Here is a 16,225-nt window from a genome sequence, read left to right on the forward strand (position 1 = left end):
AGGCCGGGACTATCCCGGCCTGATGCTCAGAAATCACCGCTGCTGCCGTCCGGCCCATCCAGCTCGGCCACCGTTTCAAAGTCGCGCTCGCCGTTTTCCTCCCGGGCCGCCGGGGTCAGCAGCAGCTGGCGCAGCTGCTGCTCGATTTCATCGGAAACCGACTTGTTTTCCAGCAGGAACTTGATGGAATTGGCCTTGCCCTGGCCTATCTTGTCGCCCTTGTAACTGTACCAGGCACCGGATTTCTCGATCAGCTTGTGCTTGACGCCCAGCTCGATCAGCTCTCCTTCCTTGGAAATACCGGCGCCGTACATGATCTGGAATTCGGCCTGCTTGAACGGTGGCGCCACCTTGTTCTTGACCACCTTGACCCGGGTCTCGTTGCCGACCACCTCGTCGCCTTCCTTGATCGCGCCGATGCGGCGGATATCGAGGCGCACCGAGGCATAGAACTTGAGGGCGTTACCGCCGGTGGTGGTTTCGGGGCTGCCGAACATCACGCCTATCTTCATGCGGATCTGGTTGATGAAGATGCACAGGCAGTTGGCGTTCTTGATATTGGCGGTGAGCTTGCGCAGGGCCTGGGACATCAGTCGCGCCTGCAGGCCCACGTGGGAATCGCCCATCTCGCCCTCGATCTCGGCGCGGGGCGTCAGCGCCGCCACCGAGTCGACGATGATGACATCGACGGCACCGGAGCGGACCAGCATGTCGCAGATCTCCAGGGCCTGCTCACCGGTATCCGGCTGGGACACCAGCAGATCGTCCACGTTTACGCCCAGCTTGCCGGCATAGACCGGATCCAGCGCATGTTCGGCGTCGACGAAGGCGCAGACCTTGCCCATCCGCTGGGCCTCGGCGATCACCTGCAGGGTGAGGGTGGTCTTGCCGGAGGACTCGGGACCGTAGATCTCGACGATACGGCCGGTGGGCAGGCCACCGATGCCCAGGGCGATGTCCAGGGACAGGGAGCCGGTGGAGATGGCTTCGACGTTCAACGCCTTGTTGTCGCCCAGCCGCATGATGGAGCCTTTGCCAAACTGCTTTTCAATCTGGCCCAGGGCGGCGGCCAAGGCTTTTTCTTTGTTCTGATCCATGAGGAGCTCCCCTGAATGAATGCTGATTCGTCGTCGAAATGATAAGAAAGAGTATACTGGTTATTCGTACAGTATCAAGTGCGGTATGCCGCCAGCAGTGCCAGGCAGTCTTCCAGGGCGGCGAGCACCGTCTGCCGGCGCACGGCGAGGCGATCGCCATCCAGCCGGAGCAGACGGCAATGCAGGCGCTCGGCCGGCGCCAGGTAGCAGGCCAGCCAGACGGTGCCCACCGGCTTGTCCGGCGTGCCGCCACCGGGGCCGGCCACGCCGCTGACCGCCACCGCCAGATCGGCGCCGGAACGGGCGCAGGCGCCCCTGGCCATGGCCGTCACTACTTCTTCGCTCACGGCCCCGTGGTGTTCGATCAGCGTCGGCGCCACCCCCAGCATCTCGCTCTTGGCGGCGTTGGAATAGGTGACGAACCCCCGGTCGAACCAGGACGAGCTGCCGGCGATGTCGGTAACGGCACAGGCGATACCGCCCCCGGTACAGGACTCGGCGGTCGCCATCATCAGCTTGTGGTGCAACAGGGCCTCGCCCAGCCGCCGTGCCAGAGTCATGCTGTCCAAGGCCCCTCCCCGGGTCATGTGCTTGCGCCAATATGCTGGTATTATGCCGGCCCGGGCCGGCAGCGCCAATGCCTATCGCCCGCTCCTGGCACCAGAGCACTTCTCATAAAAATATAAGGTATTGATTTAGCTTATGAATCAAGACAAGACCCAACATACGCCCATGATGCAGCAATATCTCGCCCTCAAAGCCCAGCATCCGGACATACTGCTGTTCTACCGCATGGGGGATTTTTATGAGCTGTTCTACGACGATGCCAAGAAGGCGTCCCGGCTGCTGGACATCTCCCTCACCAAGCGCGGCCAGTCGGCCGGCACCCCCATCCCCATGGCGGGCGTGCCCTACCACGCGGTGGAAAACTACCTGGCCCGGCTGGTGCAACTGGGCGAGTCGGTGGCCATCTGCGAGCAGATAGGCGATCCGGCCACCAGTAAGGGCCCGGTGGAGCGGCAGGTGGTGCGCATCGTCACCCCCGGCACCCTGTCCGACGAGGCCCTGCTGAACGAACGCCAGGACAACTGCCTGGCGGCCGTCTACCACGACGGCCAGCAATTCGGCTACGGCATCATCGACGTCAGCACCGGCCGCTTCGTGGTCAACCAGTTCGGCAAGGAAGAAGACCTGATCGCCGAATTGCAGCGCACCCAGCCCGCCGAGCTGCTCTATCCGGAAGGCTTCGGCTGGTTCCACCTTCTCGAGCAGCGCAAGGGCCTGCGCCGCCGACCCGAATGGGAATTCGATCTGGGTACCGCCCGCCACCTGCTGTGCCAGCAGTTCGGCACCCGGGACCTGGTCGGTTTCGGGGTGGAGCAGTCGGCCACCGCCCTTTGTGCCGCCGGTTGCCTGCTGCAATACGTCAAGGACACCCAGCGCACCGCCCTGCCCCACATCAGCGGCATCCGCCTGGAGCGCAGCCAGGACATGGTGATCATGGATGCGGCCACCCGTCGCAACCTGGAACTGACCCTCAACCTGTCCGGCACCCAGGACAACACCCTGGCGGAGGTGCTGGACAACACCGCCACCCCCATGGGCAGCCGCCTGCTCAAGCGCTGGATCCACCAGCCCAGCCGGGATCGGCAGGAATTGACCGCGCGACAGGACATGATCGCCACCCTGATGGAACAGGGCCGCCACGAGGGGCTGCGCCCCCTGCTGCGCCAGGTGGGCGACCTGGAGCGGGTGCTGGCCCGGCTGGCGCTGCGCTCGGCCCGGCCCCGGGATCTGAGCCGGCTGCGCGCCGCCCTGCAGGCCCTGCCCGAGTTGCAGGAGCTGCTGGCGGAATGCTCCCCCGGTTGCCTGGATCCCCTGGCCGAAGGCATCGGTCAGTTTCCGGAGCTGGCGGATCTGCTGGAACGGGCCATCATCGACAACCCGCCGGTGGTGGTCCGCGACGGCGGGGTGATCCGCGACGGCTTCAGCCCCGAGCTGGACGAGCTGCGCGAGCTGGCCGCCGGCGCCCACCGCTACCTGGAAGAGCTGGAAGCGCGGGAAAAGGCCGCCACCGGCATCCATACCCTGAAGGTGGCCTACAACAGGGTGCACGGCTTCTACATAGAGGTGAGCCGGGCCAGCGCCCACCAGGTGCCGGTGCACTATGTGCGCCGCCAGACCCTGAAGAACAACGAGCGCTACATCATCCCCGAACTCAAGGAGTACGAGGACAAGGTGCTCAACGCCCAGAGCAAGGGCCTGGCCCTGGAGAAAAAACTCTACGAGGCCCTGCTCGACCGCCTGCTGGAACAGCTGGCCCCGCTGCAGCGGAGTGCGGGCTCCCTGGCGCGGCTGGACGTGTTCGCCAACCTGGCGGAGCGGGCGGAAAGCCTGGACTACTGCCGTCCCGAACTGACCGACGACGAGGTCATCGAGATCGAGGAAGGACGCCATCCGGTGGTGGAGCAGGTGATGAGCGAGCCCTTTATCGCCAATCCCCTCAGCCTCTCGGAGAACCGCAAGATGCTGGTGATAACGGGGCCGAACATGGGGGGGAAATCCACCTATATGCGACAAACGGCGCTGATCGTGCTGCTGGCTTACATCGGCTCCTTCGTGCCGGCGCAAAAGGCCCGCATCGGCCGGGTGGACCGCATCTTCACCCGCATCGGCGCTTCCGACGACCTGGCCTCGGGCCGTTCCACCTTTATGGTGGAAATGACCGAAACCGCCAATATCCTCAACAACGCTAGCCGCCACAGCCTGGTGCTGATGGACGAGATCGGCCGTGGCACCAGCACCTACGACGGCCTGGCCCTGGCCTGGGCCTGCGCCGACGCCCTGGCCAACCGGCTGCACGCCTACACCCTGTTCGCCACCCACTACTTCGAGCTGACCGAACTGGCCGGGCTCTGGCCCAGGGTCGCCAACGTGCACCTGGATGCGGTCGAGCACCAGGACGGCATCGCCTTTATGCACGCGGTACAGGAGGGCGCCGCCAGCCGTTCCTACGGCTTGCAGGTGGCCGCCCTGGCGGGGGTGCCCAGGCCGGTGCTGACCCTGGCCAGGCAGAAGCTGGCCGAGCTGGAGCAGGGCCATCAGCCACCGGCCGCCAAGGGCAGGCAAAAGCCTGAAGTCCAGCCCTCGCTGCCGCTGTTCGATGCCGAGCCGGATCCGGCCCTGGCACTGCTCGACGACGTGCAGCCGGACGAGCTGAGCCCGCGCCAGGCCCTGGAGCTGCTGTACCAGCTGAAGCAGGCGCGGCGTGAGGCGTGAGGCGTGAGGCGTGAGGCGTGAGGCGTGAGGCGTGAGGCGTGAGGCGTCCAAAGCGTAAAGAAACGGCGGCGGAAACCAGGTTTCTGCCGCCGTTTTTTTGAGGTCATGCCTTGGTGGTTTATCAGTCGCTATGGAACAGGGTATCGATGGACAACCCCTGCTGGGTCAGGATTTCCTTCAGCCGGCGCAGGGCCTCCACCTGGATCTGCCGTACCCGCTCCCGGGTCAGGCCGATTTCCCGGCCCACGTCCTCCAGGGTCGAGGCTTCGTAGCCGAGCAGGCCGAAGCGCCGGGCCAGCACTTCCCGCTGCTTGGGATTGAGCTCTTCCAGCCAGTGCACCAGGCTCAGGCGCATGTCGTCTTCCTGGGTCTCGGTTTCCGGATCCGTGTCTCGTTCGTCGGTGATCACATCGAGCAGGGCCTTGTCGCCGTCCCCCCCGATGGGGGTGTCCACCGAACTGATCTTCTCGTTCAGCTTGAGCATGCGGGACACGTCCTCCACCGGTTTGTCGAGGGCCTCGGCGATTTCCTCGGCGGTGGGCTCGTGGTCCAGCCGGTGGGCCAGCTCCCGGGCGGTGCGCAGGTAAACGTTGAGTTCCTTGACCACGTGGATGGGCAGGCGGATGGTGCGGGTCTGGTTCATGATGGCCCGCTCTATGGTCTGGCGGATCCACCAGGTGGCGTAGGTGGAAAAACGGAAACCGCGCTCGGGGTCGAACTTCTCCACCGCCCGGATAAGCCCGAGGTTGCCCTCTTCAATCAGGTCGAGCAGGGCCAGGCCCCGGTTGTTGTAACGGCGGGAAATTTTGACCACCAGCCGCAGGTTGGATTCGATCATCCGCTTGCGGGCGGCGAGATCGCCGCGCAGGGCCCGGCGGGCGTAATGGACCTCTTCCTCCGCGGTGAGCAGCGGAGAAAAACCGATCTCACCCAGGTACAACTGGGTGACATCCAGGGTGCGTTGGCTGGGGGCGCTGAGGATTTCTTCTTCCTGAATACTTTCCTGCTCATCGCTGTCGGCCGCGATCGCCTCCAGTTCAACATCAGCATCAAAATCCACGTCGTCGTCGCGGACGATGTCTTTGCTATGGCTCATGGCAGTTCTCCCTAAATCCGGGTACTACCTGACTCCCGGTGTCTATCGCTTTGGCAGATATCGCATCGGATCGACCGATGTCCCCTGATACCGGATCTCGAAATGCAACCGGACATCAGTGGTATCACTGCTACCCATATCCGCTATGTGCTGTCCCGCGCTCACCGCTTCCTGCTCCTTGACCCGGAGCACTTCGTTGTGGGCGTAGGCGGACAAGTAATCATCGTTATGCTTGATGATGATCAGATTGCCGTAACCACGTAGCGCACTCCCTGCGTAAACTACCTTACCGGCAGCGGCCGCCTTGATGGCCTGGCCCCTGCTGCCCCTGATATCAATGCCCTTGTTGCCGGTTTCGGCCAGCGAAAACCCGGAGATGATGGGTCCCTGGGCCGGCCATTGCCAGACGATAGCGGTATTGACAGCGGCGTTTTTTTGTACTTTGGAACCAGCGTATGCTTTTCCTTGAGCCGGTGCAAGAGGCTTCGTCGTTTTTGCGGGGCTGCTCGTACCAGCCGGCCTGGCGCCGTTCTGGGCGGTGGACGGCCGGACTGCCGGCGCCGGGGAAGCGGCCGCCGCGGGCACCGGTTTGGACGATGCTGACGGCTCGGAACGCAGGGTGAGCTGCTGTCCCACATAGATGCGATAAGGTGGCTTGAGGTTGTTCAGGGTGGCCAGATCCGCCACCGAATGACCGGTCTGGCGGGAGATGGCGTTCAGGGTGTCTCCCCGCTTTACCCGGTAGAAGGTACGCCGTCCACCGGGCACATCCAGGCGCAGTACCTGCCCCACGTAGATGTTGTAGGGAGGCTGGATATTGTTATGGCGGGCCAGGGTAGGCACATCGGTTCCGGCCTGCCAGGCGATGGAGTAGAGGGTATCCCCCCGCTCCACCCTGTGGCTGTGGCCACCGATGGGTGCCGGGGCGCGACTTCCCACCCCCGTAACGGGGGCGGGACGGGGGGCGGCGCAGGCGGTCAGCAGGGCGAGCGATGCCAGCACCATACCCAGCAGCCTGATGCTTGCGCCCCGCCCCCGCATCAGTGCCTCAGCAACAGGTAGGCCACCACGGCCGCCGCCACGCACAGCCAGCCGAGCAGGTCGATGTACTGGATAAGCTTGCGCTCCATGCGCACCCCTCCCCACACCATCAGTCCGGCCACCAGGAAAAAGCGCAGCCCCCGCCCGATCAGGGAGATCAGGATGAAAGGCAGGAAAGCCATCTGCAGCAGGCCGGCGGTCACGGTGAACACCTTGTAGGGGATGGGGGTGAAGCTGGCGATAAAGATCACCCAGACGCCCCACTCACTGAACCACTGCTGGGCCACCTGCATCTTGTCCTGATAGCCCATGGCATTGATAAAGGGTTCGACCAGGGGTTCCCACAGGGCATAGCCGAGCAGGTAGCCGAAAGCCGCCCCCAGCACCGAGAACACCGTCGCCATGGCGGCATAGCGCCAGGCCCGCTCCGGTTTGGCCAGGGCCATGGGGGCCAGCATCACGTCCACCGGCACCGGCCAGAAAATGGATTCGACGAAGCTGGTCATGGACAAATACACAGGCGCATGGCGGTGCACCGCCCACATCATCACCTGCCGGTACAACCGCGAAAATATCTTCACTCAAGCTCACCCTTCACTAAAGGTACGAAGCGCACCGGCTCCAGCTCGGTACGCACAAAATTGTCGCCCTGGCGCTCGTAGCGCCACAGGGATTGGCGGTGTTCCCCGACCGGGATCACCATGCGGCCGCCGTCCGCCAGCTGGGACAACAGCGCCTGGGGTACTTCCCTGGCCGCCGCCGTCACCAGGATGGCATCGAAAGGCGCCTTGCTGGTCCAGCCCTGCCAGCCGTCCCCGTGCTTGGTGGACACATTGTGCAGGTCGAGCCGCTGCAACCGGCGACGGGCCTGGTACTGCAGCGCCTTGATCCGCTCTATGGTGAACACCTGCTCCACCAGTTGCGCCAGCACCGCGGTCTGGAAACCGGAGCCGGTGCCGATTTCCAGCACCCGCCGGGGCTGGTGCCCGGCCAGCAACACTTCCGTCATCCGCGCCACTATATAGGGCTGGGAGATGGTCTGGCCAAAACCGATGGGCAGGGCGCTGTTGTCCCAGGCCTGGTGGGCCATGGCCTCGTCGACGAACTGGGCCCGGGGCAGGCCGGCCAAGGCCCGCAGTACCCGTTCATCCCTGATACCCTGCTGCTGCAGCAAGCGATAGAGCTGCTGTCCCGCTAACGTCAGCACGCCGTTACTCCACGTCTTGAATCCAACTGGTCAATGCCGCCATCTGGCTGTAGGCCGTCATGTCGATGGTCAGGGGAGTGATGGACACAAAGCCCCGCTCCACCGCGTCGAAGTCGGTTCCCTCGCCCGCATCCTGCTTGGCCCCGGGAGGTCCTATCCAGTAGATGGGCCGGCCGCGGGGATCGAACTCCTTCAGTACCGCCTCGGATCTGTGTCGGTTACCCAGACGAGTCACCTTGATACCCTGAATATCGGCCAGGGGCAAGTCGGGCACATTGACGTTGAGGATCTGGTTGGAGGACAGCGGCGCCCGCAGCAACCCCTGCACCAACAGGCTGGCGTAGTGGGCCGCGGTGTCGAAATGGCGGTCGCCGCACAAGGAGACGGCCACCGCCGGCAGCCCCAGGTGCCGGCCCTCGGTGGCCGCCGCCACGGTGCCGGAGTAGAGCACGTCGTCGCCCAGGTTGGCACCGTGGTTGATGCCGGCCACCACCATGTCCGGATCCGGATCCAGCAGGCTGTTCACCGCCCAGTGCACGCAGTCGGTGGGCGTGCCCTTGACCGAATAGAAGCCGGTGTCGTCGAGCTGGTCGGCCCGCAGCGGTACCTCCAGGGTCAGGGAGTGACTGGCGCCGCTGCGGTTGCGATCCGGCGCCACCGTCACCACCTCGGCAAATTCCGCCAGCACCCGGCTCAGGGTCCGGATCCCCAGGGCATTAACCCCGTCGTCATTACTCACCAGTATCTTCATGGTTTTCCTTGTCCTTGATCAGTTCCCGTACCAGGCTGGTGGCATAGCTGCCCGCCGGCAGCCAGAACGACAGCCGCAGGCGGTCGCCCTCCCGTTGCCAGGCCAGTTCCTCGGGCCTGAGCAGCAGCGCCCGCCGCTCCTGCTTGAGGCCGTTGGCCTCGAGCCCGGCGCACAGCGCCTCCTGCCCCACCAGGGCCGCCTGCTCCAGGGCGGCGGCCTCATCCTGGCTCGGCAGCCGGCCCCGCCCCCACAGGGGCGCACTCAGGCGGATATCGCCACTGGCGAAGCGCGCCGCCATGGCCTCGTCGAGGGGGTTGTCCTCGCCCAGGGTAAAGAAGGACTGGCTGCCGGCCAGCATCACGCAGTCACCGGCCAGCAACTGCTCGCCCAGCCCTGCCGCCAGCCGGTGGCTCGCCGCCAGGTTGAACAGGTAGCTGCGCGCCGCCGACAGGTACAGGGAGCGCTTGTTGCGATCCTTGATGCGCCGCCCGGCGAACATGGCTTTCGCCTGCTCCAGGTTGCCGTAATCCCGGCCGAAACGCTGGTCGCCGTAGTAGTTGGGCACCCCCCGGGCGGCGATGGCGGCCAGACGGGCATCCAGATCGCCTTCGCCCTCCAGCCCGGTGAGGGCCAGTTCGAAGCGGTTGCCCCTGAGGGCGCCGGTCTTCAGCTTCTTGTGGTGGCGGGCGATGGCCAGGATCTGCACATCCTCGTTTTCCAGGGGCGAGAAATCGGGCATCTCCTTGCCCGGCAGGTGCACCCCGAACCACTGCTCGGTGACCGCGTGCCTGTCCTTGAGCCCGGCCCAGGTCACGTCGCGCTGGGCCACGCCCGCCAGCCGGGCCAGTTCCCGGGCCACCCACTGGGTGTTCTGGCCGCGCTTGCGCACATGCAGCAGGATATGCTCGCCCTCGCCGCTGGGGGAAAAACCCAGATCCTCCCGCACCACGAAGTCTTCGGGCGCGGCCTTCAGGCAACCGCTGACTTCCGGTTGGCCGTGCAGATAATGCCAGTTATTGCTCATTGTTTTACCAGTAACACCACGGCTTCCGCCGCCATGCCCTCTTTGCGGCCAACAAAGCCGAGTTGTTCGGTGGTGGTGGCCTTGACGTTGACCCGGCCGACCTCCGTTTCCAGATCGGCGGCGATATTGGCCACCATGGCGTCGATATGGGGCGCCAGCTTGGGCGCCTGGGCCAGCACGGTGACGTCGGCGTTGCCGAGCACAAAGCCGGCCTGTTTGACCCGGTTGAACACGTCGCGCAACAGGACGCGGCTGTCGATGCCGGCGAAGGCGGCGTCCGTGTCCGGAAAGTGGCGGCCGATGTCGCCGGCGCCGATGGCGCCGAGCAGCGCATCGCAAAGGGCGTGCAGCACCACATCACCGTCGGAGTGGGCCAGCAGCCCCTGCTCATGGGGCACCGCTACCCCGGCCAGGATACAGGGGCCTTCGCCACCGAATTTATGCACGTCGAAACCGTGCCCGATTCGCATCATTGTTCGCTCTCTATCCTCTGCTGCAGAAAAAAGCCCGCCAGGCCCAGATCTTCCGGACGGGTGATCTTGATATTGTCGGCCCGCCCCTCCACCAGACGGGGACGGTGGCCGGCCCACTCCATGGCCGAGGCCTCGTCGGTGATCTCGCAACCGGCGGCCAGGGCGCCGGCGAGAGCCTGCCGCAGGAGAACGGTGGCGAAGCACTGGGGCGTGAGCGCATGCCAGAGTTCCTCCCGCGACACGCTCTCCAGGATGGCGCCCCGGCCGTCGCCGCGCTTCATGCTGTCCCGCACCCGGCAGGCGAGAATGGCGCCGTCGCCCAGCCGCCCCGCCGCCAGCACCGCGTCCAGATCGGCCGGGTGCAAACAGGGACGGGCGGCGTCATGCACCAGCACGAACTCGGTCTCGACCCGCGCCAGGGCGTTGTGTACCGAGTCGGCCCGTTCCCGGCCTCCCGCCACCCGCAGCACCCGGGGATGCCGGGCGACGGCCAGGGCAGGGAACCAGGAGTCGTGCTCCGCCGTGGCGACGATGATGCGCGCTATGGCAGGGTGCCCCAGCAGCCGGTCCAGGGTGTGTTCGAGCACGGTACGGCCATCCAGCGTCAGGTATTGCTTGGGCAGGCTCGCGCCCATGCGCTTGCCGACCCCGGCCGCCGGTACGACCGCGGTAAAGGGCGAAGTCACTGTCATGGTTGCGGTTTGTCTTGTGCGGGTAACAGCCGGTAGAAGGTTTCACCGGGCTTGATCATCCCCAGATCGTTGCGCGCCAGTTCCTCCACCGCGGCCAGGCCGTTGTTGAGATCCTCGATCTCCCGGTAGAGCAGGGCGTTGCGTTCCACCAGCAATTGGTTGTCCTCCTGCTGGCGGAACACATTGGCCCGGGCTTCGTGGTATTCGGCCAGGCCGTTCTTTCCCCACCACAGGTGGTGCTGCAGAGCACCCAGCAGGGCGAGCAGTATCAGCGTCAGGGTGCGCATCCATCCTCCTAAGTTGCGCGCTAGTTTCCCATATTCGGGCGGCGAACAAAAGAAACCCCGCGCTGGGCGGGGCTTCGAGTTCAGGACGGAAGGGAAGGCAGGGCTCAGGCCTGGCCTTTCACCTCGGCCAGACCGCGGTAGGGAGCCTTGGCACCCAGCTCTTCCTCGATGCGGATCAGCTGGTTGTACTTGGCGATACGGTCGGAACGGCTCATGGAGCCGGTCTTGATCTGGCCGGCACAGGTGCCCACGGCCAGGTCGGCGATGGTGGCGTCTTCGGTCTCACCGGAGCGGTGGGAGATGACGGCGGTGTAGCCGGCGTCCTTGGCCATCTTGATGGCGTTCAGGGTCTCGGTCAGGGAGCCGATCTGGTTGAACTTGATCAGTATGCTGTTGGCGATGCCCTTGTCGATGCCTTCTTTCAGGATCTTGGTGTTGGTCACGAACAGATCGTCACCCACCAGCTGGATCTTGTCGCCCAGCACCTTGGTCTGGTAGGCGAAGCCGTCCCAGTCGGACTCGTCCAGGCCGTCTTCGATGGAGACGATCGGGTACTGCTTGGTCAGCTCTTCCAGGTAGTGGGTGAATTCCTGGGAGGAGAAGACCTTGCCTTCGCCCTTCAGGTTGTAGTTGCCCTTTTCCTTGTCGAAGAACTCGGAGGCGGCGCAGTCCATGGCCAGGGTCACGTCCTTGCCCAGCACGTAGCCGGCTTTCTCCACGGCTTCCTTGATGGCGGCCAGGGCGGCGGCGTTGGACTCCAGGTCCGGGGCGAAACCACCCTCGTCACCCACGGCGGTGGACAGGCCCTTGGCCTTCAGCACCTTGGCCAGGTTGTGGAACACCTCGGCGCCGATGCGCAGGGCTTCCTTGATGTTCTTGGCGCCGACCGGCTGGATCATGAACTCCTGGATGTCGACGTTGTTGTCGGCGTGCTCACCGCCGTTGATGATGTTCATCATCGGCAGCGGCATGGAGAACTGGCCGGGAGTGCCGTTCAGCTCGGCGATCCAGGCGTACAGGGGCAGGCCCTTGGCGGCGGCGGCGGCCTTGGCGGTGGCCAGGGACACGGCCAGGATGGCGTTGGCGCCCAGGCTGGCCTTGTTGTCGGTGCCGTCCAGGTCGATCATGATCTGGTCGATCTCGGCCTGCTGGGTGGCGTCCTTGCCGGCGAGGGCGGCGGCGATCTTGTCGTTGATGTTGGCCACGGCGGTCTGTACGCCCTTGCCCAAGAAGCGGGACTTGTCGCCGTCACGCAGTTCCAGCGCTTCGCGGGAGCCGGTGGAGGCACCGGACGGCGCCGCGGCGCGGCCCATGAAGCCGCCTTCCAGGTAGACGTCGGCTTCAACGGTGGGGTTGCCGCGGGAGTCAATGATTTCGCGACCGATCACTTTAACGATCTTTGCCATTCTCTCTTTCCTCTTGAGTTAAAAACAAAGCACTAAAAAATACGGCCAAGCCAGGTGGCTCAGCCGTAGGATCAGGTTATTCCAGTTCACCCTGCTGGTATTGGCCGGCTGCCTTCACGAAGCCGGCGAACAGGCCGTGGCCGTCGCGGGGAGTGGAGGTGAATTCCGGGTGGAACTGGGCCGCCACGAACCAGGGATGATCCGGGTTCTCGATGATCTCCACCAGCTTCTTGTCGGCGGAGCGGCCGGTCACCTTCAGGCCCGCCGCTTCAATCCTGGGCAACAGCCGGTTGTTCACTTCATAACGGTGGCGGTGACGCTCGTAGATGGTATCGGAGCCGTACAGGGCATGTACCCTGGAGCCCGGCTCCAGGTGGCACAGCTGGGCACCCAGGCGCATGGTGCCGCCCAGATCCGACTGTTCGTCGCGCACTTCCACCTTGCCTTCTTCGTCCACCCATTCGGTGATCAGACCCACCACCGGGTAGGGGCTGTTCTTGTCGAACTCGGTGGAGTGGGCGCCTTCCAGGCCGGCCACGTTGCGGGCGTATTCAATCAGCGCCACCTGCATGCCTAAACAGATGCCGAGGTAGGGCACGCGGTTCTCCCGGGCGTAGCGGGCCGCCATGATCTTGCCCTCGACCCCGCGCTCGCCGAAGCCGCCGGGCACCAGGATGGCGTCCAGGCCCTCGAGCAGGCCCAGGCCCTTGCTTTCCAGATCCTGGGAATCGATGTACTTGATGTTGACGGTCAGCCGGTTCTTCAGGCCGCCGTGCTTGAGCGCCTCGTTCACCGACTTGTAGGCGTCGGGCAGCTCGACATACTTGCCCACCATGCCGATGGTCACTTCCCCCACCGGGTTGGCCTCTTCGTAGATCACCTGTTCCCACTCGGACAGATCGGCGGGCGGGCAATCCAGAGCGAAGCGGCGCACCACCAGCTCGTCCAGCCCCTGGGAGCGCAGCAGCGCCGGGATCTTGTAGATGGAGTCCACGTCCTTCAGGGAAATAACGGCCTTTTCGGACACGTTGCAGAACAGGGCAATCTTGGCGCGCTCGTTGGGCGGAATGGCCCGGTCGCTGCGGCAAATAAGGATATCGGGCTGGATACCGATGGACAGCAGCTCCTTCACCGAGTGCTGGGTCGGCTTGGTCTTCACCTCGCCGGCGGCCGCCATGTAGGGCACCAGGGTCAGGTGCATGAACAGGGTGTGCTCCCGGCCCACTTCCACCGCCAGCTGGCGCAGCGCCTCGAGGAAAGGCAGGGACTCGATGTCGCCCACTGTGCCGCCGACTTCCACGATGGCCACCTGATGCCCTTCGGCACCGGCGATCACCCTGTCCTTGATGGCGTTGGTGATATGGGGGATCACCTGGATGGTCGCGCCCAGGTAGTCGCCGCGCCGTTCCTTACGCAGCACGTCCGCATAGATACGACCGGTGGTGAAGTTGTTGCGGCGGGTCATCTTGGTGCGGATGAACCGCTCGTAGTGGCCCAGGTCCAGATCGGTTTCGGCACCGTCGTCCGTCACGAAGACTTCACCGTGCTGGGTGGGGCTCATGGTGCCCGGATCCACGTTGATATAGGGATCCAGCTTCATGATGGTCACGTTGAGGCCACGGGCTTCGAGGATGGCGGCCAGAGAGGCGGCTGCAATGCCTTTGCCCAGGGAGGAGACCACCCCGCCAGTAACAAATATATATTTAGTCGTCATGCTGAACCTGAAGAAAGCTAGGGAACGAATGAAATGTGGAATTCAAGACGGGGTCATAGTATACGCAAGATGCCCGATAACGACAATGAAACAATGTCCGGGCAAGGCCGTCCCCTATCCGCATTCGAACCTGCTGCCAGCGGCAGACTGGACGGCACTATAACGCCATTTGTAGTTTTATTACAACAAAATGTAACAACCAAAACTTGATGCAGGTCAGATAACAGCGTTTCTATGGCGCCAGTTGTCTTTCCAGCTCGGGCAGCACATCGAACAAGTCCGCCACCAGGCCGTAATCCGCCACCTGGAAGATGGGCGCCTCCGCATCCTTGTTGATGGCCACTATCACCCTGGAGTCCTTCATCCCCGCCAGGTGCTGGATGGCACCGGACAGACCCACGGCGATATAGAGCTCGGGCGCCACTATCTTGCCGGTCTGGCCCACCTGCATGTCGTTGGCGGCAAAGCCCGCGTCCACCGCCGCCCGGCTGGCGCCGACGGCGGCGCCAAGCCGGTCCGCCAGCCGTTCCAGCAAGGCGAAGTTGTCCTTCGAGCCCAGGCCCCGGCCGCCGGAGATCACCACCCGCGCCGAGGTGAGTTCGGGCCGCTCATTCGGGCTCAGCTCCTCGCCCACGAACCGGCTGCCAGCCGGGCCGGCGACGGGCGCCAGCGGCTCGATGGGGGCGGCCTGCTCCCCCGGCACCACCGCCTCGAAGGCGGTGGCGCGCACCGTCAGCACCTTGATGGCGTCGAGGGACTGCACGGTGGCGATGGCGTTGCCCGCATAGATGGGACGGACGAAGGTATCCGGCGCCTCGATGGCGATCACCTCGGACACCATGCCCAGGTCGAGCAGGGCCGCCAGCCTCGGCATCAGGTTCTTGCCGAAGGTGGTGGCCGGCGCCAGCAGGTGGCTGTAGCCGCCCGCCAGGGCCGCCACCTGGGCCGCGCCCGCTTCCGCCAGCTGGTGCTTATGGCCGTCGTGATCCGCCAGCAACACCTTGCACACCCCGAGCCGGGCGGCGGCCTTGGCCACTGCCCGGCAGCCCTGGCCCATCACCAGCAGCTCGATGTCCGTCCCCAGCCGGGCGGCGGCCCCCAGCACATGCAGGGTAGCCGGTTTCAGGGATTCATTGTCGTGTTCCGCTATCACCAGGGTCGTCATCAGATCACCTTCGCCTCGTGCTTGAGCTTGTCCACCAGTTCGGCCACGTCGGCCACCTTGATGCCGGCCTTGCGCACCGGCGGCGGCGTCACCCTGAGCACCCGGCAATGGGCCCTGGGCCTGACGCCGAGTTCATCCGGGGTCAGGGTCTCCAGGGGTTTCTGTTTGGCCTTCATGATATTGGGCAGGGAGGCATAGCGCGGCTCGTTGAGCCGGAGATCCGTGGTCACCACCGCCGGCAGGGCCAGCGCCAGGGTCTGCAGGCCGCCGTCCACCTCCCGGGTGACCAGGAGTTCATCGCCTTCAAGCTCGATGCGCGAGGCGAAGGTCCCCTGGGGCCAGCCGGTGAGCGCCGCCAGCATCTGTCCCACCTGGTTGTTGTCGGTGTCGATGGACTGCTTGCCGAGCAGCACCAGCCCGGGCTGCTCCCGCTCGCACAAGGCGGCCAGCAGCCTGGCCACGGTGAGCGGCTCGGCGACCTCGGCGCTCTGCACCAGCACCGCCCGGTCCGCCCCCAGCGCCAGCGCCGCCCGCAGTTGCTCCTGGGCCGCGGCGGGGCCGACGGAAACGGCGACGATTTCCGACACCCAGCCCTTCTCCTTCATGCGCACCGCCTCCTCCACCGCGATATCGCAGAAGGGGTTGGCCGCCATCTTGACGTTGGCCAGATCCACGTCGCTCTGATCCGCCTTGACCCTGACCTTGACGTGGTAGTCAATCACCCGCTTTATCGTGACCAGTACCTTCATGCCTGCCCCCGGCTCTGTGGGATATGAGTTGGATAACCAATGGTTGTTCCGGGCTGCGACCGGGTATCGGTAAGCAGACCCTCCGCGCCAGGGATGGCGCGGCGGAGCCCCCAGGGATGGGTTTACGGCGTGTCTGCGTCCGGTACCCGGTCGATGCTGCGCTATTGGGAACAATGACTTAATACTAATCCATCCCCGCCGATCCTGCCGCCCGGGGGTTTGTTAAATACCGCAACCAATACAA

16 protein-coding genes are annotated in these 16,225 nt (G+C 64.8%); 1 reads left to right on the forward strand and 15 read right to left on the reverse strand.

The annotated features are described in order from the left end of the window. Positions 1–26: 26 nt before the first annotated feature. Both recA and AN401_RS15880 read right to left on the reverse strand, forming a co-directional pair. Entirely contained in the window at positions 27–1,097 is a 1,071-nt protein-coding gene (gene recA / locus AN401_RS15875) for a recombinase RecA (protein WP_094040496.1), read from the reverse strand. Positions 1,098–1,171: 74 nt separating this feature from the next. Further along, a complete protein-coding gene (locus tag AN401_RS15880; RefSeq protein WP_094040504.1) occupies positions 1,172–1,657 on the reverse strand; it encodes a CinA family protein in 486 nt (161 codons plus the stop codon). A gap of 142 nt (positions 1,658–1,799) precedes the next feature. Between AN401_RS15880 and mutS the strand changes: the two genes are divergently transcribed. Continuing rightward, on the forward strand, positions 1,800–4,376 hold the full coding sequence (mutS, locus tag AN401_RS15885) for a DNA mismatch repair protein MutS (RefSeq protein WP_232513336.1): 2,577 nt from the start codon (positions 1,800–1,802) through the stop codon (positions 4,374–4,376). A gap of 121 nt (positions 4,377–4,497) precedes the next feature. Here the strand turns inward: mutS and rpoS are convergent, their stop codons facing one another. The 13 genes from rpoS to AN401_RS15950 form a co-directional block, all read right to left on the reverse strand. Further along, positions 4,498–5,472, reverse strand: a complete 975-nt coding sequence (gene rpoS, locus AN401_RS15890) for an RNA polymerase sigma factor RpoS (protein ID WP_094040408.1) — start codon at positions 5,470–5,472, stop codon at positions 4,498–4,500. A 42-nt stretch (positions 5,473–5,514) separates the two neighbouring features. Next, a complete protein-coding gene (locus AN401_RS15895; RefSeq protein WP_438273038.1) occupies positions 5,515–6,315 on the reverse strand; it encodes a peptidoglycan DD-metalloendopeptidase family protein in 801 nt (266 codons plus the stop codon). A 197-nt stretch (positions 6,316–6,512) separates the two neighbouring features. Further along, positions 6,513–7,094 carry a YqaA family protein gene (locus AN401_RS15900; protein ID WP_096779894.1) on the reverse strand — a complete coding sequence of 194 codons (582 nt, stop codon included), beginning with the start codon at positions 7,092–7,094 and terminating at the stop codon, positions 6,513–6,515. After that, positions 7,091–7,720: a protein-L-isoaspartate(D-aspartate) O-methyltransferase gene (locus AN401_RS15905; RefSeq protein WP_094040405.1), complete on the reverse strand. Its 630-nt coding sequence runs from the start codon at positions 7,718–7,720 to the stop codon at positions 7,091–7,093. Before AN401_RS15905 ends, AN401_RS15900 begins: the two co-directional genes overlap by 4 nt. 4 nt (positions 7,721–7,724) lie before the next feature. Next, positions 7,725–8,471 carry a 5'/3'-nucleotidase SurE gene (surE, locus tag AN401_RS15910; RefSeq protein ID WP_094040404.1) on the reverse strand — a complete coding sequence of 249 codons (747 nt, stop codon included), beginning with the start codon at positions 8,469–8,471 and terminating at the stop codon, positions 7,725–7,727. Further along, positions 8,452–9,495 (reverse strand): tRNA pseudouridine(13) synthase TruD, encoded by a 1,044-nt coding sequence (gene truD / locus AN401_RS15915; protein ID WP_094040403.1) that lies wholly within the window; start codon positions 9,493–9,495, stop codon positions 8,452–8,454. Before truD ends, surE begins: the two co-directional genes overlap by 20 nt. Further along, entirely contained in the window at positions 9,492–9,968 is a 477-nt protein-coding gene (gene ispF / locus AN401_RS15920; protein ID WP_096779895.1) for a 2-C-methyl-D-erythritol 2,4-cyclodiphosphate synthase, read from the reverse strand. Before ispF ends, truD begins: the two co-directional genes overlap by 4 nt. Next, positions 9,965–10,660, reverse strand: coding sequence for a 2-C-methyl-D-erythritol 4-phosphate cytidylyltransferase (ispD, locus tag AN401_RS15925; protein WP_096779896.1), 696 nt, complete (start codon positions 10,658–10,660; stop codon positions 9,965–9,967). Before ispD ends, ispF begins: the two co-directional genes overlap by 4 nt. Continuing rightward, entirely contained in the window at positions 10,657–10,947 is a 291-nt protein-coding gene (ftsB, locus tag AN401_RS15930; protein WP_094040400.1) for a cell division protein FtsB, read from the reverse strand. The genes ispD and ftsB overlap by 4 nt, the downstream gene beginning before the upstream one ends. 104 nt (positions 10,948–11,051) lie before the next feature. Beyond that, positions 11,052–12,353 (reverse strand): phosphopyruvate hydratase, encoded by a 1,302-nt coding sequence (gene eno / locus AN401_RS15935; RefSeq protein WP_094040399.1) that lies wholly within the window; start codon positions 12,351–12,353, stop codon positions 11,052–11,054. Between the two features lie 76 nt (positions 12,354–12,429). Further along, positions 12,430–14,067, reverse strand: coding sequence for a glutamine hydrolyzing CTP synthase (pyrG, locus tag AN401_RS15940; RefSeq protein WP_094040398.1), 1,638 nt, complete (start codon positions 14,065–14,067; stop codon positions 12,430–12,432). A gap of 232 nt (positions 14,068–14,299) precedes the next feature. Beyond that, positions 14,300–15,232, reverse strand: a complete 933-nt coding sequence (locus tag AN401_RS15945) for an electron transfer flavoprotein subunit alpha/FixB family protein (protein WP_096779897.1) — start codon at positions 15,230–15,232, stop codon at positions 14,300–14,302. Further along, a complete protein-coding gene (locus tag AN401_RS15950) occupies positions 15,232–15,981 on the reverse strand; it encodes an electron transfer flavoprotein subunit beta/FixA family protein (protein ID WP_096779898.1) in 750 nt (249 codons plus the stop codon). Before AN401_RS15950 ends, AN401_RS15945 begins: the two co-directional genes overlap by 1 nt. Between the last annotated feature and the right edge of the window lie 244 nt (positions 15,982–16,225).

The sequence above is a fragment of the Zobellella denitrificans genome, from assembly GCF_002407485.1.
GTDB classification, from domain to species: domain Bacteria; phylum Pseudomonadota; class Gammaproteobacteria; order Enterobacterales; family Aeromonadaceae; genus Oceanimonas; species Oceanimonas denitrificans.